The organism is Mycoplana sp. BE70 (assembly GCF_031455855.1).
Taxonomy (GTDB): Bacteria; Pseudomonadota; Alphaproteobacteria; order Rhizobiales; family Rhizobiaceae; genus Mycoplana.
Genome location: NZ_JAVDTM010000006.1, coordinates 197,056 through 222,328, shown reverse-complemented (window position 1 = coordinate 222,328; position 25,273 = coordinate 197,056). Strand labels below are relative to the sequence as shown.

23 protein-coding genes and 1 pseudogene are annotated in these 25,273 nt (G+C 63.7%); 14 read left to right on the top strand and 10 right to left on the bottom strand.

What is annotated here, in order from left to right:
* Positions 1-19: 19 nt before the first annotated feature.
* Together J2Y48_RS13195 and J2Y48_RS13190 are read right to left on the bottom strand one after the other, a co-directional pair.
* Positions 20-469, bottom strand: a complete 450-nt coding sequence (locus J2Y48_RS13195; RefSeq protein WP_310418409.1) for a DNA polymerase III subunit chi — start codon at positions 467-469, stop codon at positions 20-22.
* A gap of 5 nt (positions 470-474) precedes the next feature.
* The gene (locus J2Y48_RS13190; protein ID WP_310418406.1) at positions 475-1,965 is read right to left on the bottom strand and encodes a leucyl aminopeptidase; all 1,491 of its coding nucleotides are present in this window, start codon (positions 1,963-1,965) and stop codon (positions 475-477) included.
* A gap of 273 nt (positions 1,966-2,238) precedes the next feature.
* Here J2Y48_RS13190 and lptF point away from each other — a divergent pair, with 273 nt between their 5' ends.
* The 7 genes from lptF to J2Y48_RS13155 all read left to right on the top strand — a co-directional run bounded on the left by lptF (position 2,239) and on the right by J2Y48_RS13155 (position 10,597).
* The gene (gene lptF / locus J2Y48_RS13185; RefSeq protein WP_310418403.1) at positions 2,239-3,426 is read left to right on the top strand and encodes an LPS export ABC transporter permease LptF; all 1,188 of its coding nucleotides are present in this window, start codon (positions 2,239-2,241) and stop codon (positions 3,424-3,426) included.
* Positions 3,423-4,502, top strand: a complete 1,080-nt coding sequence (gene lptG / locus J2Y48_RS13180; protein WP_310418400.1) for an LPS export ABC transporter permease LptG — start codon at positions 3,423-3,425, stop codon at positions 4,500-4,502. Before lptF ends, lptG begins: the two co-directional genes overlap by 4 nt.
* Entirely contained in the window at positions 4,502-6,844 is a 2,343-nt protein-coding gene (locus J2Y48_RS13175; protein ID WP_310418395.1) for an LPS-assembly protein LptD, read from the top strand. The genes lptG and J2Y48_RS13175 overlap by 1 nt, the downstream gene beginning before the upstream one ends.
* Positions 6,845-7,074: 230 nt before the next feature.
* Entirely contained in the window at positions 7,075-7,989 is a 915-nt protein-coding gene (locus tag J2Y48_RS13170; RefSeq protein ID WP_405030229.1) for a peptidylprolyl isomerase, read from the top strand.
* A gap of 63 nt (positions 7,990-8,052) precedes the next feature.
* Entirely contained in the window at positions 8,053-9,078 is a 1,026-nt protein-coding gene (gene pdxA, locus J2Y48_RS13165; protein ID WP_310418393.1) for a 4-hydroxythreonine-4-phosphate dehydrogenase PdxA, read from the top strand.
* Positions 9,078-9,911: a 16S rRNA (adenine(1518)-N(6)/adenine(1519)-N(6))-dimethyltransferase RsmA gene (rsmA, locus tag J2Y48_RS13160; protein ID WP_310418391.1), complete on the top strand. Its 834-nt coding sequence runs from the start codon at positions 9,078-9,080 to the stop codon at positions 9,909-9,911. Before pdxA ends, rsmA begins: the two co-directional genes overlap by 1 nt.
* Positions 9,912-9,988: 77 nt before the next feature.
* Positions 9,989-10,597: an isoprenylcysteine carboxylmethyltransferase family protein gene (locus J2Y48_RS13155; protein WP_310418388.1), complete on the top strand. Its 609-nt coding sequence runs from the start codon at positions 9,989-9,991 to the stop codon at positions 10,595-10,597.
* A gap of 24 nt (positions 10,598-10,621) precedes the next feature.
* Here J2Y48_RS13155 and gmk read toward each other — a convergent pair whose 3' ends face one another.
* The 7 genes from gmk to fabD form a co-directional block, all read right to left on the bottom strand.
* Positions 10,622-11,287: a guanylate kinase gene (gene gmk, locus J2Y48_RS13150; protein WP_405030224.1), complete on the bottom strand. Its 666-nt coding sequence runs from the start codon at positions 11,285-11,287 to the stop codon at positions 10,622-10,624.
* Between the two features lie 2 nt (positions 11,288-11,289).
* Positions 11,290-12,177, bottom strand: coding sequence for a YicC/YloC family endoribonuclease (locus tag J2Y48_RS13145; protein WP_310418385.1), 888 nt, complete (start codon positions 12,175-12,177; stop codon positions 11,290-11,292).
* Between the two features lie 156 nt (positions 12,178-12,333).
* Positions 12,334-13,527, bottom strand: coding sequence for an endolytic transglycosylase MltG (gene mltG / locus J2Y48_RS13140; protein ID WP_310418381.1), 1,194 nt, complete (start codon positions 13,525-13,527; stop codon positions 12,334-12,336).
* A gap of 262 nt (positions 13,528-13,789) precedes the next feature.
* Positions 13,790-15,049 (bottom strand): beta-ketoacyl-ACP synthase II, encoded by a 1,260-nt coding sequence (gene fabF / locus J2Y48_RS13135; RefSeq protein ID WP_310418378.1) that lies wholly within the window; start codon positions 15,047-15,049, stop codon positions 13,790-13,792.
* Positions 15,050-15,156: 107 nt separating this feature from the next.
* A complete protein-coding gene (locus J2Y48_RS13130) occupies positions 15,157-15,393 on the bottom strand; it encodes an acyl carrier protein (protein ID WP_097139127.1) in 237 nt (78 codons plus the stop codon).
* Positions 15,394-15,670: 277 nt separating this feature from the next.
* Complete coding sequence (gene fabG / locus J2Y48_RS13125) at positions 15,671-16,408, bottom strand: 3-oxoacyl-[acyl-carrier-protein] reductase (RefSeq protein WP_310418373.1); 738 nt, start codon at positions 16,406-16,408, stop codon at positions 15,671-15,673.
* Between the two features lie 24 nt (positions 16,409-16,432).
* Positions 16,433-17,377, bottom strand: coding sequence for an ACP S-malonyltransferase (gene fabD, locus J2Y48_RS13120; RefSeq protein WP_310418371.1), 945 nt, complete (start codon positions 17,375-17,377; stop codon positions 16,433-16,435).
* Positions 17,378-17,687: 310 nt separating this feature from the next.
* Here fabD and J2Y48_RS13115 point away from each other — a divergent pair.
* Positions 17,688-18,732: pseudogene (locus J2Y48_RS13115) on the top strand (aldo/keto reductase).
* A 77-nt stretch (positions 18,733-18,809) separates the two neighbouring features.
* Here J2Y48_RS13115 and J2Y48_RS13110 read toward each other — a convergent pair.
* Positions 18,810-19,109, bottom strand: a complete 300-nt coding sequence (locus tag J2Y48_RS13110) for a hypothetical protein (RefSeq protein WP_310418368.1) — start codon at positions 19,107-19,109, stop codon at positions 18,810-18,812.
* Between the two features lie 400 nt (positions 19,110-19,509).
* On the opposite strand from J2Y48_RS13110, the gene rpsF reads away from it, so the two are divergent.
* The 6 genes from rpsF to J2Y48_RS13080 all read left to right on the top strand — a co-directional run bounded on the left by rpsF (position 19,510) and on the right by J2Y48_RS13080 (position 25,257).
* Positions 19,510-19,962 carry a 30S ribosomal protein S6 gene (gene rpsF, locus J2Y48_RS13105; protein WP_310418366.1) on the top strand — a complete coding sequence of 151 codons (453 nt, stop codon included), beginning with the start codon at positions 19,510-19,512 and terminating at the stop codon, positions 19,960-19,962.
* 24 nt (positions 19,963-19,986) lie between these two features.
* Positions 19,987-20,235 (top strand): 30S ribosomal protein S18, encoded by a 249-nt coding sequence (gene rpsR / locus J2Y48_RS13100; protein ID WP_108001130.1) that lies wholly within the window; start codon positions 19,987-19,989, stop codon positions 20,233-20,235.
* A 214-nt stretch (positions 20,236-20,449) separates the two neighbouring features.
* Entirely contained in the window at positions 20,450-21,427 is a 978-nt protein-coding gene (locus J2Y48_RS13095) for a DUF2232 domain-containing protein (protein WP_310418362.1), read from the top strand.
* A 23-nt stretch (positions 21,428-21,450) separates the two neighbouring features.
* Entirely contained in the window at positions 21,451-22,026 is a 576-nt protein-coding gene (gene rplI, locus J2Y48_RS13090) for a 50S ribosomal protein L9 (RefSeq protein WP_310418359.1), read from the top strand.
* 187 nt (positions 22,027-22,213) lie between these two features.
* Positions 22,214-23,566 carry a cyclopropane-fatty-acyl-phospholipid synthase family protein gene (locus J2Y48_RS13085; protein ID WP_310418356.1) on the top strand — a complete coding sequence of 451 codons (1,353 nt, stop codon included), beginning with the start codon at positions 22,214-22,216 and terminating at the stop codon, positions 23,564-23,566.
* 188 nt (positions 23,567-23,754) lie between these two features.
* Positions 23,755-25,257, top strand: a complete 1,503-nt coding sequence (locus tag J2Y48_RS13080; protein ID WP_310418353.1) for a replicative DNA helicase — start codon at positions 23,755-23,757, stop codon at positions 25,255-25,257.
* Positions 25,258-25,273: the final 16 nt, after the last annotated feature.

Here is a 25,273-nt window from a genome sequence, read left to right as displayed (position 1 = left end):
CAGCGGATGCAGCGCTGCATCAGGCCTTCTTCACCCAGCGACCGTCATTGTTCTGCTGCCAGTAGGTGAGCTGGTGCCCCTCGCCCTTCAGGCGTTTCCAGTGGCCTCGGGCAGCCTCCAGTTCGCCCTGATCGTGTCCATCGAACATGAAGATCACCCGGTCGTAGGCTTCGAGCGGCGGCGGCTCGGCACCGTCGACAAGGAAGCGAACGGTCGCGGCGTTCTGATTGTCTGATCCGCTGGTGAGAAGTACCGGCTGGTCGCTTACGTTCGGCTGCTCGTCGGTACCGTGCGGCAGGAAGCTCTCGTCGCGATAGGTCCACAGATGCACGTCGAGCGCGTCGCGCCGCTCCACCGTGCCCGTCTGGACGACGACCCGCCAGCCGCGCTCCAGGCTCTTGTCGAGCAGCGGCGGGAGGGCGTCTTCCAGCTTCGATTCGGTCAGGTGGTAGAACAGGATCTCGCTCAACGCGATCAGCTCTCGTAGTTCGTCCGGACCAGTTCATCCAGGAGGCGCACGCCGAAGCCCGACCCCCAGGACTGGTTGATCTCGTCCGTCGGCGAGCCCATGGCGGTGCCGGCGATGTCGATATGCGCCCAGGGTGCGTCCTTGACGAAGCGTTGCAGGAACTGGGCGGCGGTGATGGAGCCGGCATAGCGTCCGCCGGTGTTCTTCATGTCGGCGAACTTGCTGTCGATCATCTTGTCGTATTCCTTGCCCAGCGGCATGCGCCAGACACGCTCGTTCGACGCAAGTCCCGCCGCCGTCAGCCGGGCGGCAAGGGTGTCGTCGTTGGAGAAGAGACCGGCGTGATGGCTGCCGAGCGCCACCATGACCGCCCCCGTCAGCGTGGCAAGGTCGATGATGAACTGCGGCTTGAAGCGGTCGTTGCAATACCAGAGCGCGTCGCACAGCACGAGGCGGCCTTCGGCATCGGTATTGATCACCTCGATCGTTTGTCCGGACATGGAGGTGACGATGTCGCCCGGGCGCTGGGCGTTGCCGTCAGGCATGTTTTCCACCAGGCCGAGGATACCGACTGCGTTCAACTTCGCCTTGCGGGAGGCGAGCACGTGCATGAGGCCGATGACAGCGGCAGCCCCGCCCATGTCGCCCTTCATCTCCTCCATGCCGGCGGCCGGCTTGATCGAGATACCGCCGGTGTCGAATACCACGCCCTTGCCGACGAAGGCGACCGGGCGATCCTTCGGCTTGCCGCCGTTCCACTGCATGATGGCAAGCCGCGGCGGGCGCTCGGAGCCCTGTGCCACACCGAGCAGCGCGGCCATGCCGAGCCGCTTCATCTCGCGTTCGGTCAGGATCTCGACCTCGACCCCGAGCTTCTCCAGCGCCTTGGCCTTTTCGGCGAATTCGACCGGGCCCAGGACGTTGGCCGGTTCGTTGACAAGGTCGCGGGCGAGAAGGACGCCGCTGGCGACCGCCTCGCTTTCCGCATAGGCCTTCTTGGCGGCAGCGGCCGCGGCGGTCACGATCGTGACCTTGGTCGGCTTCTTGTTGTTGGTGCGCGGCTCGTCCTCGTCCTTCTTCGTCTTGTAGGTCTCGAAGCGGTATGCGCCGAGCAACAGGCCCAGCGCGAAATCCGCCGCCGCCTGGCCGCCGACTTCCACGCCGGCGGCATCGAGGTAGACGGTGACCGATTCGGAATCGCGAAGTTTTGCGACCGCCGCGCCGCCGGCTTTCAGCCAGTCATGTGCAGCCATCTTGGCGAGATCGCCGAGCCCGAGGAGCAGAATGCGATCGAAGGGCGAGCCATGCGGCGCGACGATGTCCAGGGTCTTGAGCGCCTTCGCCCTGAAGCGTCCGATCTCAGCTGCCTTGGCAACGACGCCCGCTGGATCCACTTCGCCGGGAGCGCCGATGGCTTCCGGCGCCTGCAGGACGACGGCGATCCCGCCGGCGGGCTTCTGCGCCTTGACGAAATTGACATCGAATTTCTGGGACATGATCTACTCCAGGGTATACGCAGGCCAGGCGATCGGCCTGCGATTGCAAGGTGGCGTTCGCCAATTCCTTGTCGCTTTTGCGACGCTTGGCAAGATGCCATGGCGTGTTTAGAAGGTGGCAAGCCTGTTGTTCGCCGCAATTTTTCCGAGGCACGGGATGCCGATTGCGCTCGCGCTCGCTGCTTGGCGGCCTATATGCACACTATCCCCTTGCCATGGTGGCGGCGGCAGGACAATACGTTACGCAAATGGGACTTCGGTTCGGGAACAGACATGAAGCTGATTGAACGCTACGTCCTGCGCCGGACAACGGTGATGTTTCTGGCGACGCTGCTGCCGCTGCTCGGCATCGTCTGGACCACCCAGGCCTTGTCCAGCATCAATCTCGTCACTGACAGCGGCCAGTCGATGATGGCCTTCCTGAAGCTCGCCACGCTGATCCTGCCGTCCGTCATCCCGATCATCCTGCCGTTCGCCTATATCATCGGCGTCGCCCAGACATTGACGGTGATGAACGCCGACTCGGAGCTGACCGTGCTCAATGCCGCCGGCAGTTCACGGATGATGATCATCAAACCGGTGATGTATCTCGGGATCGCGCTCAGCGTCGTATCCTTCACCGTCGACAACTTCATCGAGCCCTATTCCCGTATGGCGGTTCGCCAGATGATCGCCACCGCGCACGCGGACATGCTGTCCGCCGTGATCCAGGAAAACGCTTTCCGCAAGGTGACGGACGATCTGTACGTGCAGGTGTCCCGCCGCAGGGGTGGCGGCGTGCTCGAGGGACTGTTCGTCGCAGACACCCGCGATCCGAAGGTAGAATATGTCTACTACGCCCGCGAGGGCGCCGTCGACGAGAAGACGTCGGCGCTGGTGATGAAGGACGGCGAAGTCCACCGCAAGCTGCCGAACGGCGACGTCTCGGTGATCAAGTTCGATTCCTATGCGTTCGACCTGGCGGACCTGACGGAGCGGGCGGGCGAAGCGACGTTGCGCGCCAAGGACCGCGACCTGCCCTTCCTGCTCAATCCCGATCCCACCGATTCGCAGGTCAAGAGAAATCCCGGATCCTTCAAGGCCGAACTGCATCGCCGCTTCACCGAATGGCTGCTGCCGATCCTCTTCGGCCTCGTTGCCCTCGTGGTCAGCGTCGATGCCCGTTCCCATCGCGAGGCACGGGTCCACCCCATGGTCACGGCGTTGCTCGCGGCACTCGCCATTCGCTGGCTCGTCTTCTACGCCGGCAACGCAGCCGCGCATTCGGCCTATTTCATCCCGCTGCTGTATATCATACCCGCGACCATCGCGGGCCTCGCCTTGCATCTTCTGATGCGCCACAAGAGCCTTTCCCTTCCCGCCACCTGGCGATCGCGACTGCTGGACCTGCGCGACAGCATCCTGTCGCGCCTGCCCGGCCGCTCCAACGCCGCCTCCTCGGGCAACGGACCGCAGCCATGATCCCCACCCTCGGCCTCTACTTCTTCCGGCGTTACGTCATAACGACGATCTGGTTCCTGATCGGCATCTTTGCGCTGGTGTTCATCATCGACTTCAGCGAGACGTCCAACCGCATGGGCGCCTTGCCGAAGTACACCGTCGCCAGCGGCCTGGTGATGACGGCGCTGCGCATCCCTATGATCCTGATGCAAACCATCCCCTTCGTCGCCCTCTTTTCCGGCATGGCGGCGCTGATCTCCCTCAACCGACGCTACGAGCTCGTCGTCACGAGGGCGGCGGGCGTTTCGGTCTGGCAGTTCCTGCGCCCCTTCGCCATCGGCGCCTTCCTCTTCGGCATCCTCGCGGTTTCCGTGTTGAACCCGGTTGCGGCGTGGGGAACGCGCCAGGCGCAGGTGCTGGAAGCGGAATGGGGTTCCAGCCGCAAGTCCACCGGATCGGGCATTCCCTGGATCCGGCAGCGCTACGGCGATGACGATGCGATCATCGGCGCAAAGGCGGTCGAGGGCAACGGCACCCGGCTTCTGAACGTCAGCATCATTCACTTCGACAAGGACGGTCGCATCAGTTTTCGGCAGGATGCCGATTCGGCAATTCTTCAAGATGGTTACTGGCTGCTTAACAACGTGCTGGAGACGCGCAACGGCGAGTTGCCCAAGCGTTCGCCTACGGCACAACTGCGCACCAATCTGAGACAGGAATTCGTCCAGGAGAGCCTCGAGAAACCTGATTCCATTTCGTTTTTCAGCCTCCCAAGGAAGATAGAGGCCGCCAAATCGTTCGGTTTCGCCACCGAGCCGCTCGAAACGCAGTTTCATTCGATGCTGTCGCTGCCATTGCTCCTGGTTGCCATGACCCTGATCGCGGCTAGCGTCTCGTTAAAATTTAGCAGGTTTAATCAATCACGTGCGGTGATTCTGGGTGGCATCCTTTCGGGGTTCATGCTTTATGTCGTCACCGTGCTTGTGAAAGCATTCGGAAGCAGTGGAATTGTTCCTCCGTTCGTTGCGGCATGGCTACCAGTTGTTGTAGCAATGTCTCTTGGCGCGACGATTCTGCTGCACCAGGAGGACGGCTAGTGGCGGCAGGCAACCGCGGACAATTGAGTGTGATCGCGACCGTGCTCTTTGCGGGTGTCGCAGCGTGCGCGCTTGCGCCCCTGGCGTCCGTGCCGGCGATGGCGCAGACCCGTAATGTCGAGGCCCTGGCGCCCAGCATTCCGCCCGAGGCCAAGCTCATCCTGGCCGCCAACGAACTGGTCTACAACAGGGACACCGAGAAGGTGACCGCGCGCGGCGCGGTGCAGATCAACTATGGCGGCTACCAGCTCGTTGCCCAGCAGGTCGTCTACGACCAGAAGACTGGCCAGTTGCATGCATCCGGCGACATCCAGTTCATCGAACCGACCGGCAACCGCGTCTATGCGCAGGAGCTGACGCTTTCCGACGATTTCGCCAACGGCTTTGCCAATGCGCTGCGAATCGAGACCACCGACCTGACCAAGATCGCCGCGATCAGCGGCGAGCGGGTCAACGGCGAAGAGCTGATCCTGAACCGCGGCGTCTACACGGCCTGCACGCCCTGCGCGACCGACCCGACACATCGCTCGCTGTGGCAGATCAAGGCCGAGCGCGTCGTCCAAAACGGCAGGACACACACCGTCCGGCTCGAACACGCCCGTTTCGAGATGTTCGGCAAGCCGATCGCCTACTTCCCGGTGCTCGAGGTTCCGGACCACACGGTCAAGCGCAAGACCGGCGTTCTCTTCCCGCGGATTCGCTACGCGCAGAAGCTCGGGCTTGGCGTCGGCGTTCCCTACTACTTCGCGATCGCGCCGGACATGGACGCGACGGTCACACCGAACGTCTACACGAAGCAGGGCTTCCTGCTCGATGGCGAGTTCCGCAAGGCATTCCACAACGGCCTAGTCACCCTGCGTGCGGCCGGCATCGACCAGACGAGCCCGGGGGTCTTCACCGAGGGCACCAGCGACCGCGAAGTCAACGGACGCGGCATAATTGCCTCCCAGGGCGCGTTCCAGATCAATCCACGCTGGGCTTTCGGCTGGGATTTGATGGCCCAGACCGACAACAACTTCGCCCGTACCTACGACCTGTCGAACTTCAACGACCGCATCGTCAAGAACCAGGTCTATCTCAACGGGCTCGGCCAGCGAAACTACTTCGACCTGCGCGCCTTCTACTTCGACGTCCAGGACGCCGATCCAGACGATGTGGCGGAGCGCCAGCAGGCCATTCCGCAGACCCTCGACTACGAATACATCGCGCCCCAGCCGGTTGCCGGCGGCCAGCTCAGCGCCACCGTCAACCTGACAAACGTCGAACGCGACCGTCTGGACGAAACCGAGATCGGCTCGTCCTTCCGTTTCCCGGGCCTCGAAGGCGGTACGACCCGCCTGACGAGCGAGCTCGAGTGGAAACGGCAGTTCGTCGTCCCCGGCGGCCTCGTCTTCACGCCGCTGCTCGCCGCGCGTGGCGACGCCCTGCGCCTGAACATGACGCCCCCCGACTTCCACTACGAGGGCAACTTCGACACGGACGACAGCGCGACCCGCTACATGCTCACGGCAGGGCTGGAAGCACGCTATCCGATCCTGATAACGACCGACAACAGCTCGCACGTGCTGGAGCCGGTTGCCCAGGTCTATGCGCGTCCCAACGAGCAACTGGCCGGCGGCCTGCCGAACGAGGATGCGCAGAGCTTCGTCTTCGACGCGACGAACCTGTTCGAGCGCGACAAGTTTTCCGGCTTCGACCGGATCGAAGGCGGCACGCGCGCCAATTTGGGCCTGCGCTACACCGGCACGTTCGATGCCGGCTATACATTGCGAAGCCTGTTCGGTCAGTCCTACCAGCTGGCCGGCAAGAACTCGTTCGCATCCCACGACCTCGTCAATGCGGGCGCCAATTCCGGGCTTCAGCACGACAGCTCCGACTACGTCAGTATGGTCGGCATCGACACGCCAACCGGCTGGGCGTTGGCCTACAGCACACGGCTGGACCGCAACGACCTGTCGCTGCAACGCGCCGACACGAGGATCGGCTTCGAGAACCACCGCCTGCAGGCGGCGATGACCTATACCCGGATCGCCGCCCAGCCGCTTTACGGCTCTGACAGCGACCAGGACGAACTCCAGACCATCGCAGCGCTGAAGTTCCGCGACTATTGGACCGTATTTGGCTCTGCGACCTACGACATGAACTCCAACAATCTCGCCCGCAGCGGTATCGGCATCACCTACGACGATCGCGACACGATCTTCTCGATCGTCTACGAGAATACCCGCGATTCGAGCCAGACGATCGCCAATGACTGGTCGATCGGAGCGCGGTTGAGCTTCCGCACGCTCGGCGACATCAACATCGGCGACACGACCCTCGACGGCTTCGACGACTACTAAGCACGCGCGCGGGACATACTTGTCATCGTTTGGCCGTATGCATTGTGCAATTGGCCAGGCGAGGGCGAATTGCAGCAGGTACCGAATGTCCTGCGAGGATTCGCAGCTAAATGGAATGCGCGGGGCGCTGCCGGAATGCGGACGCGCCTGACCGGCGGACACGGGATCGGCACAGGATGCAACCCGTCGCCGGAACGACGAAAGGGATGGGCATGAAGTACGCGATGTCGCTGGTGCGGGCCATGGTTCTTGGCACGGCCTTTCTTGCAGCCGCCGGAACTGCCGCCCTGCCGACGGTGTCGGTTGCGGCGACCGGCGTGACCGCCGTCGTCAACGGTACGCCCATCACGTCCGGCGACGTGGCCCGGCGCGCGGCATTCCTGAAGCTGCAGCGGGCGAAGAGTTCCACCCAGATCGCGCGCGAGCAACTGATCGACGAAGCGCTGAAGCGCTCCGAGATTTCTCGACTCCGGATGTCCGTCAGCACTCAGGACGTGGACGCTTCCTATGCCCGCTTTGCCGCAAGCAACAAGCTTTCGACCGACCAGATGGACCAGATCCTCGATCGCGCCGGCGTGGGCACAGCCCATTTCAAGCAGTACATTGCCATTCAGATGAGTTGGCCGCGCGCGGTGAACGCCCGTTTCGGCGGCACGAAGAACGGCAAGAGCCTTGTCGATCGCATGCAGGAAAACGGCGGCCAAAAGCCGTCCACAACGGAGTACTTCCTGCAGCAGGTCATCTTTGTGGTACCGGCGGCGCGCCGCAATGCCATCCTCGGCAAGCGCAAAGCCGAGGCCGAGGCCTCGCGCTCGAAATATCCGGGCTGCGATGACGCCAAGATTTTCGCCGCAACCATGCACGACGTGTCGATCCGCAACCTCGGCCGCCTGCTTGCACCGCAGCTTCCCGACGACTGGAAGCCGCTGATCGAAAAGGCGGAAGGCAACACCACCGGCGTGCGCGTGACCGACCGCGGCGTCGAGTATCTCGGCATCTGCAAGAAGCGCGAAGTCAATGACGACATGGCTGCGGAGATGGTGTTCCGCGCCGAGGATCTCGGCAAGGGCGGCCAGAAGGACGACGGCAACAGCCAGAAATATATCGATGAACTGCGCAGCAAGGCGCGGATCGAGATGCGCTGACAACCTCCGCCGCCGGCGTGACTTGCGCGCCGGCATCGTCCAGTTCACAGAAGCCCGACCCCGATGACTGTCGCGACCGTTCCCCCGCTGGCCCTGACGATGGGCGACCCGTCCGGGATCGGCCTGGACATCACCCTTGACCTCTGGGCGGCCCGCACCGCCTTCGACCTGCCCCCCTTCCTCTTCATCGGCGATCCGCAGGCACTGACGCGCCGTGCCCACGAGCGCGGTCTCAAGGCCGCAGTGGCCGATGCGACGCCCGAAACCGCCCGCGGGCAATTCAGCACCGCCATACCGGTGCTGCCGGTCCCCCTCGCCGAGCCCGCCGTCGCCGGAGCGCCGTCATCGCGCAACGCACAGGCGATCATCGGCGCGATCGAAAGTGCCGTGCAGCTGACGCTGGCGGGGCGTACTTCGGCGGTCGTCACCAATCCGATCGCGAAATCCGTGCTCTACGAGGCCGGCTTCCCCTTCCCCGGCCACACCGAGTTTCTGGCCGACCTGGCGGCCCGCGCCACGGGCAAGCCGGTGCTGCCGGTCATGCTGCTGGCGGGGCCGAAACTGCGCAGCGTGCCGGTGACGATTCACATTCCGCTGAAGGACGTGCCGGCGACGCTCACCGAGGAGCTTGTCTACGAGACTGCGATGATCACCGCGAACGACCTGAAGCGCCGCTTCGGCATCGCAGCCCCGCGGCTGGCTGTCGCCGGCCTCAATCCGCACGCCGGCGAAGGCGGCGCGCTCGGCAAGGAAGACGAGACGATCGTCGCCCCGGCGATCAGGCGCCTGAAGGCGGCCGGCGTCGATGCATTCGGGCCATTGCCGGCCGATACCATGTTTCACGACGAAGCGCGCGCTGCCTATGACGTGGCGATCTGCATGTACCACGACCAGGCACTGATCCCGGCCAAGGCGCTCGGCTTCGACGACTCCGTCAACGCCACGCTCGGCCTGCCCTTCATCCGCACCTCGCCCGACCACGGCACGGCGTTTTCGCTCGCCGGAACCGGCCGCGCCAAGCCGGACAGCCTGCTTGCCGCGCTGCGCCTGGCGCGGGAACTGGCCGTGCACGAGCGGAGCGGCGGCTGATGGCGGCGATCGACGGGCTCCCGCCACTCCGCGACGTCATCCAGCGGCATGGGCTCGATGCGAAGAAGTCGCTCGGCCAGAACTTCCTGCTCGACCTGAACTTGACGCAGAAGATCGCAAGAACGGCCGGCCCGCTGGAGGACTGCACCGTGATCGAGGTCGGACCGGGCCCCGGTGGGCTAACGCGGGCGATCCTCGCGCTCGGCGCAAGACACGTCATCGCCATCGAGCGCGACGCGCGGGCGATCCCGGCGCTGCAGGAGGTCGCGGACCACTATCCGGGTCGATTGACCGTTATCGAGGGCGATGCGCTGAAGGTGGACTTCGAGACGCTGGCGCCGCCCGGAGAGCCCGTTCGCATCATCGCCAACCTGCCCTACAACGTCGGCACGCAACTGCTCGTCAACTGGCTCCTGCCGAAGCGTTGGCCGCCCTTCTACCGCTCCCTGACGCTGATGTTCCAGCGCGAGGTAGGCCTGCGCATCGTGGCGCACGAAGACGACGACCATTACGGCAGGCTGGGCGTGCTCAGCGGCTGGCGCACCAACGCGCGCCTGGCATTCGACGTCCCCCCGCAAGCCTTCACGCCGCCCCCCAAGGTCACATCCTCGGTGGTCCATCTAGAACCGATCGAGCAACCACTGCCCTGCAAGGCGGAGGCGCTGGAGCGGATCACGCAGGCGGCCTTCGGCCAGCGCCGCAAGATGCTGCGGCAAAGCCTGAAATCGCTGGGCGGCGAGGCACTTCTGGCAAGGGCGGGGATCGATCCGCAGAGGCGTGCCGAAACGCTTTCGGTCGAAGAGTTCGTGACGCTGGCGAACGCCCTCGGTTGATCGCGGCGGCCGCGCAGACATCAATCGGCCACAGTCCGGTCGCCGTAGTTGACCTGTCGATCGGGGGAGCGGCGCCGATGCAACTGCAGGCATTCAACCAGAAGAAGCGGATCGCGCTGCTCTGGCTGCTCGCCTCGGTGTTCCTCGCCAGTGCTCTTTGCGTTCGGCCCTATTGGAGCGAAGGCGGGCTTCACGAGGTCCTTGAAACGACGGGGCTTATGCTGGTGTTCTTCGCGATCCTCGGCCGGCTCTGGAGCATCCTGTACATAGGCACGCGAAAAAACCGGGAACTCGTCGTCGTCGGCCCCTATTCGATGACCCGCAATCCGCTTTACATGTCTTCGCTCGTGGGCGTTCTGGGCATCGGGCTGTTGGTCGGCTCGCTGATCCTGGCACTCTCGGCGACCGCGGCGTTCTATGTCGTCTTCCGCTACACCGCTCGGCGCGAGGCTGCCTATCTTAGCGATCGGTTCGGGCCGGCCTACGACGACTATGCCCGACAAACACCGTTGTTCCTGCCGAATCCGCTTCTGCACAAGGGAGTTGCAGGAGCAACCTTCTCCCAGCCGGCCCTCACGGCGACATTCCGCGACAGCCTGTTCCTGCTGGCACTGTTTCCGCTGATCGAAGGTCTCGAATATTTCCGGGCAAACGGCCAGATCCCGGTTCTCGTTACGCTTTTCTGATCGCGTCGCGGGCCGGAGTTTCCCTCAGAGCACCGGCTGTTCGGTCAAGAGCTTCGAGACGAACTCGTACATGCCGTGGCGCCGGTCGCGGCGGAGGCGCTCGGCCTTGACGATGCTCTCCACGGCATCGAAGGCGGCGTCGAGATCGTCGTTGAGGATCACGTAGTCGTATTCGTGCCAATGCTCGATCTCGGCCCGGGAATTGGCAAGCCGGGTGGCGATGACTTCCGCGCTGTCCTCGGCACGGCGATACAGGCGCGATTGCAGTTCGGTCATCGACGGCGGCAGGATGAAGATCGAGACGACGTCGGCCGCCATCTTCTCCTGCAACTGTTGGGCGCCCTGCCAGTCGATGTCGAACAGCATATCGCGTCCTGCCGCCATCGCTTCCTCCACCGGCTTGCGCGGCGTGCCGTAGAAATTGCCGTGAACCTCGGCCCATTCGAGCAGCGCATCGGAATCGCGCAGCATCTCGAATTCGGCACGGTCAATAAAATGGTAGTGGTGATCGGCGATCTCGCTCGGGCGGCGCTGGCGGGTGGTCACGCTAACTGACAGGCTGACACCCGGATCCCTTCCCAGCAGATTGCGGGCGATCGTCGACTTGCCTGCTCCGGACGGCGAGGAAATGACCAGCATGAGCCCGCGCCGGGCGATCTCGATCGGTTTTGCTGTCTGCAGCGCGTTCATGGTCACTCCAAATTCTGTATCTGTTCGCGGAACTGGTCGATGACGACCTTCAACTCGATCCCGGCGGCCGTGACGGCGGCCGCGTTGGACTTCGAACAGATGGTATTCGCTTCACGGTTAAATTCCTGTGCAAGGAAATCGAGCTTTCGGCCAACCGGATGGTCCGCTGCAAGCAGGTCCTCGGCCGCGCCGACATGGGCGGCAAGACGGTCGATCTCCTCGCGCAGGTCTGCCTTGGTGGCGAGCAGCACCGCCTCCTGATAGAGCCGGTCCCGGTCGAGGCCGTTACTGCCCTGGAGCAGCATCTGGACCTGACCTGCCACCCGCTCGGCGATCGCCTCGACGCTTCGGCTCGGATCGGCTTCGATCGTCGCCGCCAGATCGGCGATCCGGTCCACCTGCCGCCCCAGCACCTGCCGCAGCGCCTCGCCTTCGCCGAGTCGCATCGACAGAAGCCGGTCGATAGCGGCGTCAAGCCCTCCGGCGATATCCTCGTCGCGACGCTGGCGTTCCGCCTCGCTCTCCTCCGCCTCGCGGAAATCGACCACGCCGCGGACGCCGAGCAGCGTGTCGAGCCTGAGCGGGGCGGGATCGACAACGCCGGAAAGCTGCTCGCGAAGGGCAAGGATCGCCGAAAGGGCGGCCTGGTTGACCACCGGCTGCACCTGCGGTTCGGCAATGGAAACGGAGAGACCGATCTGCATGTTACCGCGGGAGAACACAGCGGCCGCCTTCTGCCGGACCTCCGGCTCGAAATGCTCAAACCCCTGGGGAAGGCGGATGCGCAGATCCAGGCCCTTGCCATTGACCGAACGAAGCTCCCAGGACCAGCGACAGCGGCCGCTTGTTCCCTCGCTCCGGGCAAAACCGGTCATGGATTGCAATGGCATGTCAAACTCCGATCAGATACCAGCGCGCCGCGAATGTGGAATCATCCCGGCAGCCATGTTCTATATAATTCGTTCCGAGACGAAATGCGCTGGCTTGGATGCGATTTCCGCCACTCCAAATTGAGGGGTGACGGGTGTCGCTATACTTGCTGCACGTCACTGACCGGGGCTCTGGCCCGCGTCCTGCGTTTCCTGCGTTTCCTGTGTCGCCTGCTTGGCCTTCTCGGCTTCCAGCTTGCGCCAGCGCCGGACGTTGGCATTGTGGTCGTCCAGCGTCTCGGCAAAGGCGTGGCCGCCGGTGCCGTCAGCAACGAAGTAGAGGTCGGCCGTGCGCGAGGGATTGGCGACGGCCTCGAGCGCGGCGCGGCCGGGGTTGGCGATCGGCGTCGGCGGCAGGCCCTTGATCACATAGGTGTTGTAGGGCGTCTGCTTGTCGATGTCCGACTGCAGGATCGGCCGATCGGTGGGTTTTCCATCGCCGCCGAAGATGCCGTAGATGATCGTCGGATCGGACTGCAGGCGCATGCCCTTTTCGAGACGGTTGATGAAGACCGAGGCGACCCGCGGCCGTTCGTCCGCCCGGCCCGTTTCCTTCTCGACGATCGAGGCGAGCGTCACCATTTCCTCCGGGGTCGCGATCGGCAGACCGTCGTCACGTTTTTCCCATATCTGGCCGATGAGCGCCTTTTGCGCCGTCAGCATCTGCTGGAGGATTTCGGCACGCTTCGTCCCGCGGGAGAACTTGTAGGTATCCGGCATCAGCGTGCCTTCGGCCGGCAGGTCGGCCGGCAGGTCGCCTTCCAGCACCGGATCGTCGGTTAGGCGGCGGAAGACCTGCTTGACCGTCAACCCCTCGGGCACCGAAACGCTGTAGAGGATGGATTTGCCGGACTTCAAAAGCTCCAGCACGTCGCGCATCGATGCATTGGCACGGATTTCATACTCGCCGGCCTTGAGGACGGCATCCTCCAGGTGGATGCGGCTCAGGTAGCGAAACACGCGGCTGTCAGTGATGATGTTATTGCGCTCCAGGCTGGCCGCGATCTCGTTCAGGCCGGCGCCGTTGCGCACGATGAAATTGGTGTTGGCCGTCAGCGGGCCGGGCTTCTCGAAGCTGTCGAGCGCATAATAGAAGATCGCCGCCGCCGCGAGGGTGACCAGAACGATCGAGGTCATGAGGAAGTTCAAGAAGACGACGACCTGGCTGCGCGCCTTGCGCGAGCGGCGCGGCGGGCTCGGCACCGGCTCCGGGCGCAACGCCTCATTGGCGGACTTAGGGATAATGGGCCCCTTGCTGGCGTTGTCGCCGCGGCCGAACGGCATTTCCGTGGAATCGTTGTTATCGCTCACAGACAATCCTCAAAAGATCTGGCCACCAATGGTCTTTCCCTGACGTTGAAAAACGCGTCCGCTCCCATGAACTGGAAGATCATCCGCTTTTTCAGAACGTTATTGCACCCAGAAGCGAATGAGCGGCGCAGTAGGACAGACCAATGCGGCAAAAAGCAGGATCGGAGCCCGCCCTTCCGGCGAGATCCGTCGTCATTTGCCCAGTACGCGCACCTATCGGCAACGGGTCAACACCATCACCTATTCGCAAGCACCGCCGGTCTCAGCCGTAGCGGCGCAGAATCAGTGATGCGTTCGTGCCGCCGAAACCGAAGGAGTTCGACAGGGCCACGTTGATCTCGCGCTTGCGCGCCTTGTGCGGCACGAGATCGATGGCCGTTTCCACATCCGGGTTGTCGAGATTGAGCGTCGGCGGGGCGACATTGTCGCGAATCGCAAGCGCCGAAAAGATCGCCTCGACCGCACCGGCCGCGCCGAGCAGATGGCCGATCGCCGACTTGGTCGACGACATCGAGATCTTGCCCGCATGGTTACCGACCAGCCGCTCGACGGCGCCGAGTTCGATCGTATCGGCCATCGTGGAAGTGCCGTGGGCGTTCACGTAGTCGAGATCGCCCGGTGTCAGGCCGGCGCGCTTCAGCGCCATCTGCATGCAACGATAAGCCCCGTCGCCGTCCTCGGACGGCGCAGTGATGTGATAGGCGTCGCCGGACAGGCCGTAGCCGACGACCTCGGCATAGATCTTGGCCCCGCGCGCCTTGGCGTGCTCGAGCTCCTCCAGGACGACGATTCCGGCGCCCTCGCCCATCACAAAGCCATCGCGGTCGCGATCGTAGGGGCGCGACGCCTTCGTCGGCTCGTCGTTGTACTGGGTAGAAAGCGCCTTGCAGGCGGCAAAGCCCGCGAGCGCCATGCGCGAAATCGGCGACTCGGTGCCGCCGGCGACCATGACGTCGGCATCGCCGAACGCGATCAGACGGCTGGCATCGCCGATGGCATGCGCGCCAGTGGAGCAGGCGGTAACGACCGAATGGTTCGGACCGCGCAGCTTGTGGCGAATCGAAACATGGCCGGAGGCGAGATTGATCAGGCGGCCGGGGATGAAGAAGGGGGAGACGCGGCGCGGACCCTTCTCGCGCAGGATATATCCGGCTTCGACGATACCTTCGAGGCCACCGATTCCGGAACCGATGAGCACGCCCGTCGAGGTCTGCTCCTCGTCCGTCTTCGGATGCCAGCCGGCATCATCGAGCGCCATACCGGCGGCGGCCATCGCATAGACGATGAAGGAGTCGACCTTGCGCTGCTCCTTCTGCTCCATCCACTGGTCGGGGTTGTAAGTTCCGTCGGTGCCGTCACCGGTCGGAATGTAGCAGGCGATCCTGGCGGGAAGGTCGTCGACCTCGAATCCCGTCGCCGGACGGGCGCCGCTCTGCCCTGCAAGCAGTCGCGACCAAGTCACTTCGGTACCACAACCCAAAGGAGATACCATGCCGGTACCTGTGATAACGACACGTCTCATCGTCGGTGATCCACCCTATGCATCATTCTTGGACCGAGGCGGCGCGGCGCGGCGCGTTCCGCAAACGGGGTCGCGACGGGCCCAATGGGCCCGCCGGAAAGGCAGTCTCAGGCCTGGGCCTTCTCGATGAACTTGACGGCGTCGCCGACCGTCAGGATCGAGTCGGCCGCGTCGTCGGGGATCTCGACGCCGAATTCCTCTTCGAACGCCATGACCAGTTCGACGGTGTCGAGCGAGTCCGCGCCGAGATCATCGATGAAGCTTGCGCCTTCGCTGACCTTGTCGGCGTCTACGCCCAGATGATCGATCACAATTTTCTTTACGCGTTCTGCGATATCGCTCATGTCGGATTCCTCGACCTTTGTTTTTGTCGATGCCTTTCACGGCACCGGGCACTCAACCAAGCCCGATACGCCGAGGCATACGGGCAATTCTTTTCAACCGCAGATGCCCCCGAGCGCTGTGTTGTAGCGCCGCACAAAGCATGCATCCCCCGGTCGACTGCGGACAGTCATGGCCCGATTAACACGGTTTAACTCTGCCGCAAAGTCCGAAAATGCCCGTCCATCGCGCGGTCAACATGCTATTTCCGCGCGACCAGCCGGGCAATTTCGACCGTCTTCAGATCATCGCCATACCACCGTTGACGTGCAACGTCTGTCCCGTCATGTAGCCGGCCTCCGACGAAGCCAGATAGGCGACGGCCGAGGCGACTTCCGCGCCGGTGCCCATGCGCTTCATCGGGATAGCTCCCATGATCGCTTCCTTCTGCTTGTCGTTGAGCTTGCCGGTCATGGCGCTCTCGATGAAGCCCGGCGCGACACAGTTGACGGTGACGTTGCGGGTGGCGATCTCCTGGGCAAGCGACTTGGTGAAGCCGATCATGCCGGCCTTGGAGGCGCAGTAATTCGCCTGGCCCGGATTGCCGGTGACGCCGACGATGGAAGTGATGTTGATGATGCGGCCGTAACGGCGGCGCATCATCGGATGCGTCAGCTCGCGCGTCAGGCGGAACACCGAGGTGAGGTTCACCTCCAGAACCGAATCCCAATCCTCGTCGCTCATGCGCACGAACAGGCCATCCTTGGTGATGCCGGCATTGTTGACGAGAATGTCGACGCCACCGAGTTCGGCCTCGGCTTTCTCGCCGAGCGCCTTGACCTCGGCGCGGTCGGCAAGGTTGGCCGGGAAAAGCTGAACGCGTTCGCCGAGCGTGTTGGCCAGCGCCTCGAGCTTTTCGACGCGCGTCCCGTGCAGGCCGACGATTGCGCCCTGCGCGTGCAGGATCTTGGCGATTTCCTCGCCGATACCACCGGAAGCGCCGGTTACCAGTGCCTTGCGGCCGGAAAGATCAAACATGGTCGTTTTCCCGTTTGCTGGGTGTCAGCCGCAGAGGGTCTGCAGCAGATTTTCAATATCAGTCGCCGTGTTGACGGAATAGCCGGTCACGGACTTGTCGATTCGGCGCGCCAGGCCGGTCAGCACCTTGCCGGAGCCGATCTCGTAGAGCGAGGTGGCGTCGTTGCCGGCGAACCATTCGACGGTCTCGCGCCAGCGGACCTGGCCGGTCACCTGCTCCACGAGCAGGCGGGCGATTTCCTTCGGGTCCGTGACGGGCTGGACGGAGACGTTTGCAATCACCGGAACGACCGGCTCGCGGATCTCGACTTCGGCCAGCGCCGCGCGCATGGCCTCAGCGGCCGGCGCCATCAGCGTCGAATGGAAGGGCGCCGACACCGGCAGCATCAGCGCACGCTTTGCGCCCTTCTCCGTCGCCATGCGGGCGGCGCGCTCGACGGCCGGCTTGGCGCCGGAGATGACGAGCTGGCCGCCGCCGTTGTCGTTGGCAATCTGGCAGGAACCATGCACCAGCGCCTCATCGCAGATCGCCTGCACATCGGCGTGTTCGAGGCCGATGATGGCGGCCATCGCCCCCTCGCCGACCGGCACCGCCGCCTGCATGGCATTGCCACGGATGCGCAGCAGGCGCGCCGTGTCGGCGATCGTGAAGGTGCCGGCGGCGCAGAGCGCGGAATACTCGCCGAGCGAATGACCGGCGACATAGGAAACCTTGTCGCGCAGGATGAGGCCACGCGCTTCAAGGACCCGAACGATGGCCATCGACACCGCCATCAGCGCCGGCTGGGCGTTGGCGGTGAGCGTCAGTTCGGCCTCAGGTCCGTCAAACATGAGTGCGGATAGGTTTTCCCCCAGCGCGTCATCGACTTCAGCAAAGACGGCAGCGGCCTCGGGAAAGGCATCCGCCAGTTCCTTGCCCATGCCGACGGCCTGGCTCCCCTGGCCCGGAAAGGTGAAAGCAATGGTCATTGGGCTTCTCCCATGATGTTTTCCCCTCAATTCACGGATTGCCGCAGCGAGTCAAGTTTTCGCAGGCAAGGATACACAATGCATGGCTGCCGGAGTACGGGTCGCGGGGCTTGGAAGGGCACCGGTGCTTTACTGTGTACTGACAGCCAACGTGAGGCCGAAGGGTCTCCGCTGTTTGTCGACGCGGGTCGTGCACCGCGCTGCGCACCTTGCATTTTGGAGCCTGCCGTATATCTCTTGGCCGGCTGCCGGCAACCGGCTCGCAGACCCCTTCCCGCGGCAGACGCCGCCCCAACAGAAACTCTCGTTCATGAAATACAATACACTTGGCCGCACCGGAATCGCGGTGTCCGAAATATGCCTCGGCACCATGACCTGGGGCTCGCAGAACAGCGAAGCCGAGGCGCACGCCCAACTCGATCAGGCGCTGGAGCACGGCGTCAACTTCATCGACACCGCCGAACTCTATCCGACCACGCCGCTCTCGCCGGAGACTTACGGCGACACGGAGCGCTTCATCGGCTCGTGGATGGCGGCCCGCGGCAACCGTGACAAGGTCGTGCTCGCTACCAAGGTGGCGGGACCCGGCCGGCCTTATATCCGCGACGGCAGCCCGATGAGCCGCGCGAGCATCATTGCAGCGGCCGACGGCAGCCTGACGCGCCTGCGCACGGACTACCTCGACCTCTATCAGTTGCATTGGCCGAACCGCGGCCATTATCATTTCCGCCATTCCTGGACCTATGATCCCTGGACGCAGGACCGGGCCCGTACGGTGGCTGAACTGGCCGAAGCCCTGGAAGCGCTCGCGGAATTGCAGAAGGCCGGCAAGATCCGCGCGGTCGGCCTGTCCAACGAGACGGCCTGGGGGACCATGCAGTTCCTGAAGCTGGCCGAGACGCACGGCTTGCCGCGCATCGCCTCGATGCAGAACGAATACAATCTCCTGTACCGCACCTTCGACCTCGACCTCGCCGAATTGGCCCATCACGAGAATATCGGGTTGCTCGCCTATTCGCCGCTGGCGGCCGGCCTCTTGACGGGCAAGTACCTGAACGGCGCCCGCCCGGACGGTTCACGCCGGACGACGAACGACGATCTCGGCGGGCGTTACCAACCGCGGCAAGAGCCGGCGGTTGCCGCTTACGTGGCGCTGGCGCGTGAGCATGGGCTGGATCCGGACCCAGATGGCGCTGGCGTTTTGCCTGAGCCGCCCCTTCACGACCTCGGCCATCATCGGCGCGACGACGATGGAACAGTTGCGCACAAACATCGCGGCGACGGACGTGACGCTTGCACCGGAAGTCGTCGACGGCATTCGCAAGTTGCACCGCCAGTACCCGGCGCCGATCTGAGTGGGCAACCTGGTTACTTGGTCCCATACTGAAAAACCCGCCGAAAGGCGGGTTTTTCATGAGTATTGCCGGCGCCGCTACTGGGCGGGCTGGCTTGGCGCCGGCTGCGCCGGAGCCGGAGCCGGCTGCGTGCCGGTCGCCTGGCCGTCGGTTGGCGGGACGGTCGCAGGAGCCGGCGCCTGCGTACCGATCGACGAGGTGTTCGCGTTCGGGTCGACACCGTCGCCGGTGTTGTTGGCGAAGTAGAACACGCCGACGGCCAAAAGCAGGGCCACGACCACCGCCACTGCCCAGCCGCCACCGCTTCCGCGCTTGCTCGTATTGACGACGGTGTTGCGGTCTTCGGGCGGACGATTCTCTGGAATACGGTCTTGCATTTGCAGTTGCTCCTCTGTTTCCATCAAGCAGAACAACGCTTTCCATCGACTCTGGTTCCCGCGCTGCGCGCGCTGGCTGAGGATGGACGCGTCATGCGGGTTAAAGCCGCCTGACAAACGCGACGAAAAGCGAGGTGTTCCCCATCCCTTGCTTTCGCCGCAAAAATCCGTATAAGCGCCCTGTTCAAAACACCCGGTCGCATCGGCTGGTGGCTGAACGGAGGGCCGTTCCCGGCAACGGGAGCGACAGGAACGTGAAGCGTTCCGGCCTCCCGTGTCTCCGCTCTCGACCGTATAGATGAAACGCTTTTCTTGCCCGGGCCGCCTGGCCCTAAGATCAGTCGTTGAGGCTTGGCGCCGGTTTCCGGGTGTGGATCAAACGCAAGAAAGGCACAGCCAAATGGCTCTCTACGAACATGTATTCCTGGCTCGCCAGGACGTGTCCGCCCAGCAGGTCGACGCACTCGTCGAACAGTACAAGGGCGTGATCGAAGCAAACGGCGGCAAGGTCGGCCGGATCGAGAACTGGGGCCTCAAGTCCCTGACCTACCGCATCAACAAGAACCGCAAGGCGCACTACGCGCTGATGGACATCGATGCTCCGGCTGCAGCCATCCATGAGATGGAGCGCCAGATGCGCATCAACGAAGATATCCTGCGCTACATGACCATCGCCGTCGAAGCCCACGAAGAAGGCCCGTCCGCGATGATGCAGAAGCGCGACCGCGACGACCGTCCGCGCCGCGATGGCGACGACCGTGGTCCGCGCCGCGAGTTCGGTGACCGTCCGCGCCGCGACTTCGGCGACCGTCCGCCGCGTGGCGACCGTCCCCCGCGCGAAGACCGCGCGTAATCGAAGCTGAAGGAGAAAAAGACAATGGCTGAAGTATCTTCCGCTCCGGTTCGCCGCCCGTTCCATCGCCGTCGCAAGACCTGCCCGTTCTCCGGCGCCAACGCGCCGAAGATCGACTACAAGGACGTCCGTCTGCTGTCGCGCTACATTTCCGAGCGTGGCAAGATCGTCCCGTCCCGCATCACGGCCGTTTCCCAGAAGAAGCAGCGCGAACTCGCCAAGGCGATCAAGCGCGCCCGCTTCCTCGGCCTGCTGCCCTACGTCGTCGCTTAAGGCACTCCGCGCGCCCGCTTCGGCGGACGCGTGACAAATTAGGGAAGGCGTCATCGCCTTCCCTTCTCCCTTCCGTGTTGGGCGCGGATCGGAACAGTCACCGGCCACAGTCCGAAACGCTTTCGGGCAATAGCCATCCCCCATGTTGGGGAGCAGTTCCTGAAGCATCTCTTCAGGAAACTCCTCTAACTGTCTGGCAAGACAGGACAGCGCCGTGCAGAACTTGAATTGGACCTCGATTGCGACCGGGCTCGTTGCCGGTGTGACCGCCGCTCTGCTTTCGCTGAGCGCGAATGTCCAGTCGACCCTTGCGATCTTCTTCTTCGCCGGCTCCGCCCTGCCCATCCTGATTGCCGGCCTCGGCTGGGGCAATGCGAGCGCGCTGATTGCCGTGATTGCCGGCGGCGCCGTGGCCGCTGCGATGGCATCCTCTCATTTTGCGCTGCTGATCGTGATCATCACGCTGATCCCGGCCGGCTGGCTCAGCAACCTGGCGAACCTCGCGCGCCCTGCCTCCGAACTCGGCGGCCCGAAGGATGCACTCGCCTGGTATCCGCTTTCCAACATCCTGACCCACCTTGCGGTGATGGTCACGCTCGGCATGATCGCCGTCGGCGCGATCATTGGCTACAGCGGCGGGCTTGCCGACCAGATGGTCGACGTGATGCTGCAGGCATTGAAGCAGCAGGAACCGCTCTATAATCCCGATCCCGCCGCCGTCGCGCAGATGAAGGCGATCTTCGGCCTTGCGTTGCCGATCGTGCAGGGCGCGCTCTGGGTGCTGCTGCTCTTTGCTTCCTACTACATCGCCAGCGCGATCGTGCGGCTGTCGGGCAAGGGACTGCGGCCGCGCGAGAACATGCCGACGGCGCTGCGCATGCACCGCAATGCGATCTTCGTGTTTCTCGCCGGGCTCTTGCTCTGCTTCGCCGGGGGGACTCCCGCCGTCATCGGTGCGCTTATCTGCGGCACGTTCGGCGCGGGCTTCGTGCTGTCTGGCTTCGCGATCCTGCACCAGCGCAGCCGCGGCAAGGCATGGCGGCTGCCGGCTCTGTGGCTCGCCTACGGCTCGGTGCTGCTGTTCCTCCTCCCCATCCTTCTCATCCTCGTTCTCGGCCTGACGGATACGCGCCGCACGATTGCGCTGACCCCGGCAGGGCCGAAACCGGAAACGAAATCAAACAACAACTGAACTGAAAAGAAAGGAACTGAAACATGGACGTAATTCTCCTCGAACGCATCGCCAAGCTCGGCCAGATGGGCGAAACCGTAAAGGTTCGCGACGGCTTTGCCCGCAACTACCTGCTGCCGCTCGGCAAGGCGCTGCGCGCCAACGAAGCCAACAAGAAGCGCTTCGAAGCCGAACGCTCCACGCTGGAAGCCCGTAACCTCGAGCGCAAGTCGGAAGCCCAGAAGGTCGCCGAGAAGCTCGACGGCAAGTCCTTCGTCATCGTCCGCTCCGCCGGCGAAACCGGCCAGCTCTATGGCTCAGTTGCCGCTCGCGACATCATCGAGACGCTGTCTGAAAACGGCTTCAACATCGGCCGCAACCAGGTCGAGCTGAACACCCCGATCAAGGCGATCGGCCTGCACAAGGTCGTCCTGCACCTGCACTCGGAAGTCGAGCTCGCCGTCGAACTGAACGTCGCTCGCTCCGCCGACGAAGCCGAGCGCCAGGCCAAGGGCGAAAGCCTCACCTCGGCCGATGCCATCTATGGCGTCGACGAGGACGCCCTGAAGCCGGAAGACTTCTTCGATCCGGAAGCCGATCACGAAGGCGAAGAAGCCTGAGACAGGAACTGCGGCACACAGCGATCGAGCGCGTGCGCCGCCTCCCGCTATAGGCGCGAAAAAACCCGGGTTGAAATCCGGGTTTTTTTGTTATTTGCTAGGGAAATCAGACTGGAAAGCGGTCAGGCCGCACCATGCGGGTTTCCGTTTCAGACCCGCTCCGCCGCAGCCTGCGATGGAGTTTCAGATGAAAATCATTCTTGCTTCGATGATTTCCCGTCTGGTTCGGCGCGGCAATCTGAAGATGACCTACCCGGACGGCGAGACGCGCAGCTTCGGCGACGCCACCGGCAAACCGGTTCATATCCGCGTCAACAGCAAGCGCGCCCAATGGGGCCTGGTCGTCGACCCCGCCTTCTACCTCGGTCACTACTACGGCACCGGCGATATCGATCTGCTCGAGGGCGACATGTTCGACCTGCTCGAAACGGTCTTCACCGGCAACCCCGATTTCAAATATTACGACAGTGGCTGGAACCGCTTCCTGGAACGGAGCCGCTACCTTCTGCGCTGGCTGCGGGAGAAGAACGGCATCCGCCGCTCGCGCGACAACGTCCAGCATCATTACGACCTGACCGGCGCCCTCTATGATCTTTTCCTCGACCAGGACAAGCAATACTCCTGCGCCTATTTCGAGACACCGGACCAGAGCCTCGACGAGGCGCAACTGGCGAAGAAGCGGCACATCGCCGCCAAGCTCACGATCGGGCGCCCCGGGCTCTCCGTATTGGACATCGGCAGCGGCTGGGGCGGCATGGCGCTCTATCTGGCCCGCAATCTCGGCGCGCGCGTGACCGGCGTAACGCTGTCCGACGAGCAGTTTGCCGTCTCGCGCGAGCGCGCCAGGGACGCCGGGCTGGAGGACGAGGTGCGCTTTCTGCTGGAGGATTATCGCAATGCGCCCGACACCTATGACCGGATCGTCTCGGTTGGCATGTTCGAGCATGTCGGACGGCCCAACTACCTCACCTTCTTCCGCAAGGCCGCCTCGCTGCTGAATCCGGACGGCGCGATGCTGCTGCATACGATCGGCAGGACCGACGCGCCCACCAGCAACAACCCATTCATCGAGAAATACATCTTTCCGGGCGGTTACATCCCTGCCCTTTCGGAGGTGATGCGTGCTGTCGAGAAATCGGGCCTGCGCGTGACCGACATCGAAATCCTGCGGCTGCACTATGCCATGACGCTTCGGCATTGGCGCCAGCGCTTCATGGCGCGCCGGGACGAAGCCAAGGCGCTCTACGACGAACGCTTCTGCCGAATCTGGGAGTTCTACCTCGCCAGTTCCGAGAGCGCTTTCCGCTGGCAGAATCTCGTCGTCTTTCAGCTGCAGCTCGCGCATCATCAGCAGGCCGTACCGCTTACCCGCGACTACGTCGGACAGGGCGAAGGCGCCTTGAAGGCCCACGAGGGCGACGGCAAGGGCCGCGCGGCCGGGACGCGGTCGTTCCCGCAGGGTACAGCGCTCAAGGTCCCCCCGGCGCTGCCGAATCGGCGGCTGCGCTCCGTCAAGTCCGACCGTCGTATTCCTCCCTGAGCAGGCGCGATTGTCCGCCACTGTGGGATTTCCGCACGCCCCTTGCTGTGGATAGGTCGAAGACCGTGCTGAACGGCCTTCCCATCGACCCCTCCATCTCATTCCAGACAGTCGGCGCTTGACCCGTGCGGCTTCCCGGTTGAAGCAGGATCCATCACTGCAATGGGATTCGGGGAGATTCGGGCCACATGAACGACGCCGTGCGAAAACTTGCCAATCCGGGTCGCGACGATCTTGGTGTGCATCACCGCGAAGCGCCGAACAACATCGAGGCCGAGCAGGCGCTGCTGGGCGCGATTCTCGTCAACAATGATGCCTATTACCGCGTCTCGGATTTTCTCAAGCCGATCCACTTCCAGGAGCCGCTGCACCGGAAGATCTTCGAGCTCGCCGGCGACACCATCCGCATGGGCAAGATCGCAACGACGATCACCTTGAAAACGCATCTGCCCGCGGACGGCCGCGTCGGCGAACTGACCATCCCGCAGTACCTCGCCCGCCTTGCCGCCGAAGCCGTGACGATCATCAACGCGGAAGACTATGGCCGCGCGATCTACGACCTGGCATTGCGCCGTTCGCTGATCACCATCGGCGAAGACATGGTCAACATCGCCTATGACGCACCGCTCGACATGCCGCCGCAAAACCAGATCGAAGACGCCGAGCGGCGCCTGTTCGAGCTGGCCGAAACCGGCCGCTACGACGGCGGCTTCCAGTCGTTCAACGACGCGGTGGCGCAGGCGATCGACATGGCCGGCCAGGCCTTCGAGCGCGATGGCAGCCTATCGGGCATCTCCACCGGTATCCAATCGCTGGACGCCCGCATGGGCGGGCTGCAGCGCTCGGACTTGATCGTGCTCGCCGGTCGCCCCGGCATGGGCAAGACCTCGCTTGCCACCAACATCGCCTACAACATCGCGGCGGCCTACGAGCAGGAAGTTCAGGCGGACGGCTCGTACAAGGCAAAGAACGGCGGCGTCGTCGGTTTCTACTCGCTCGAAATGTCGTCCGAACAGCTCGCCACCCGTATCATTTCCGAGCAGACCGAAGTCTCCTCGTCGAAGATCCGCCGCGGCGACATCTCCGAGGCCGATTTCGAAAAACTCGTCGCCTGTTCGCAGATGATGCAGAAGGTGCCGCTCTACATCGACCAGACCGGTGGTATCTCGATCGCGCAGCTTTCGGCCCGGGCGCGGCGCCTCAAGCGCCAGCGCGGCCTCGACTGCCTGGTGGTGGACTATATCCAGCTGATGACCGGCTCCGGCAAGTCGAGCGATAACCGCGTGCAGGAAATCACCCAGATCACCACCGGCCTGAAGGCGCTCGGCAAGGAACTGAACGTGCCGATCATCGCGCTCTCCCAGCTCTCCCGTCAGGTGGAAAGCCGCGAGGACAAGCGCCCGCAGCTCTCCGACCTTCGCGAATCGGGTTCGATCGAGCAGGACGCCGACGTGGTGCTGTTCGTGTTCCGCGAAGAATACTACGTCAAGAACCTCGAGCCGCGCGACGAATTCGATCCGAAGTACGAAGAATGGAAGATGCTGTTCGAAAAGGTGAAGGGCACCGCCGACGTTATCATCGCCAAGCAACGTCACGGACCGACCGGCACCGTCAAGCTCGCCTTCCAGTCCGAATACACCCGGTTTACGGACCTGGCCGATCCGTCCTTCTCGCAGTACGAAGAGCACTGATCCCGCGACTGCCGCC

What these genes read in the sequence shown, in the direction of transcription:
- fabG (WP_310418373.1), bottom strand. Translation starts at nt 16,408, where the DNA reads ATGTTTGATCTTTCCGGCCGCAAGGCACTGGTAACCGGCGCTTCCGGT.
- pdxA (WP_310418393.1), top strand. Translation starts at nt 8,053, where the DNA reads ATGACTGTCGCGACCGTTCCCCCGCTGGCCCTGACGATGGGCGACCCG.
- J2Y48_RS13155 (WP_310418388.1), top strand. Translation starts at nt 9,989, where the DNA reads ATGCAACTGCAGGCATTCAACCAGAAGAAGCGGATCGCGCTGCTCTGG.
- J2Y48_RS13130 (WP_097139127.1), bottom strand. Translation starts at nt 15,393, where the DNA reads ATGAGCGATATCGCAGAACGCGTAAAGAAAATTGTGATCGATCATCTG.
- J2Y48_RS13145 (WP_310418385.1), bottom strand. Translation starts at nt 12,177, where the DNA reads ATGCCATTGCAATCCATGACCGGTTTTGCCCGGAGCGAGGGAACAAGC.
- J2Y48_RS13190 (WP_310418406.1), bottom strand. Translation starts at nt 1,965, where the DNA reads ATGTCCCAGAAATTCGATGTCAATTTCGTCAAGGCGCAGAAGCCCGCC.
- J2Y48_RS13080 (WP_310418353.1), top strand. Translation starts at nt 23,755, where the DNA reads ATGAACGACGCCGTGCGAAAACTTGCCAATCCGGGTCGCGACGATCTT.
- lptG (WP_310418400.1), top strand. Translation starts at nt 3,423, where the DNA reads ATGATCCCCACCCTCGGCCTCTACTTCTTCCGGCGTTACGTCATAACG.
- rsmA (WP_310418391.1), top strand. Translation starts at nt 9,078, where the DNA reads ATGGCGGCGATCGACGGGCTCCCGCCACTCCGCGACGTCATCCAGCGG.
- rplI (WP_310418359.1), top strand. Translation starts at nt 21,451, where the DNA reads ATGGACGTAATTCTCCTCGAACGCATCGCCAAGCTCGGCCAGATGGGC.
- gmk (WP_405030224.1), bottom strand. Translation starts at nt 11,287, where the DNA reads ATGAACGCGCTGCAGACAGCAAAACCGATCGAGATCGCCCGGCGCGGG.
- J2Y48_RS13085 (WP_310418356.1), top strand. Translation starts at nt 22,214, where the DNA reads ATGAAAATCATTCTTGCTTCGATGATTTCCCGTCTGGTTCGGCGCGGC.
- J2Y48_RS13110 (WP_310418368.1), bottom strand. Translation starts at nt 19,109, where the DNA reads ATGCAAGACCGTATTCCAGAGAATCGTCCGCCCGAAGACCGCAACACC.
- fabF (WP_310418378.1), bottom strand. Translation starts at nt 15,049, where the DNA reads ATGAGACGTGTCGTTATCACAGGTACCGGCATGGTATCTCCTTTGGGT.
- fabD (WP_310418371.1), bottom strand. Translation starts at nt 17,377, where the DNA reads ATGACCATTGCTTTCACCTTTCCGGGCCAGGGGAGCCAGGCCGTCGGC.
- lptF (WP_310418403.1), top strand. Translation starts at nt 2,239, where the DNA reads ATGAAGCTGATTGAACGCTACGTCCTGCGCCGGACAACGGTGATGTTT.
- rpsF (WP_310418366.1), top strand. Translation starts at nt 19,510, where the DNA reads ATGGCTCTCTACGAACATGTATTCCTGGCTCGCCAGGACGTGTCCGCC.
- rpsR (WP_108001130.1), top strand. Translation starts at nt 19,987, where the DNA reads ATGGCTGAAGTATCTTCCGCTCCGGTTCGCCGCCCGTTCCATCGCCGT.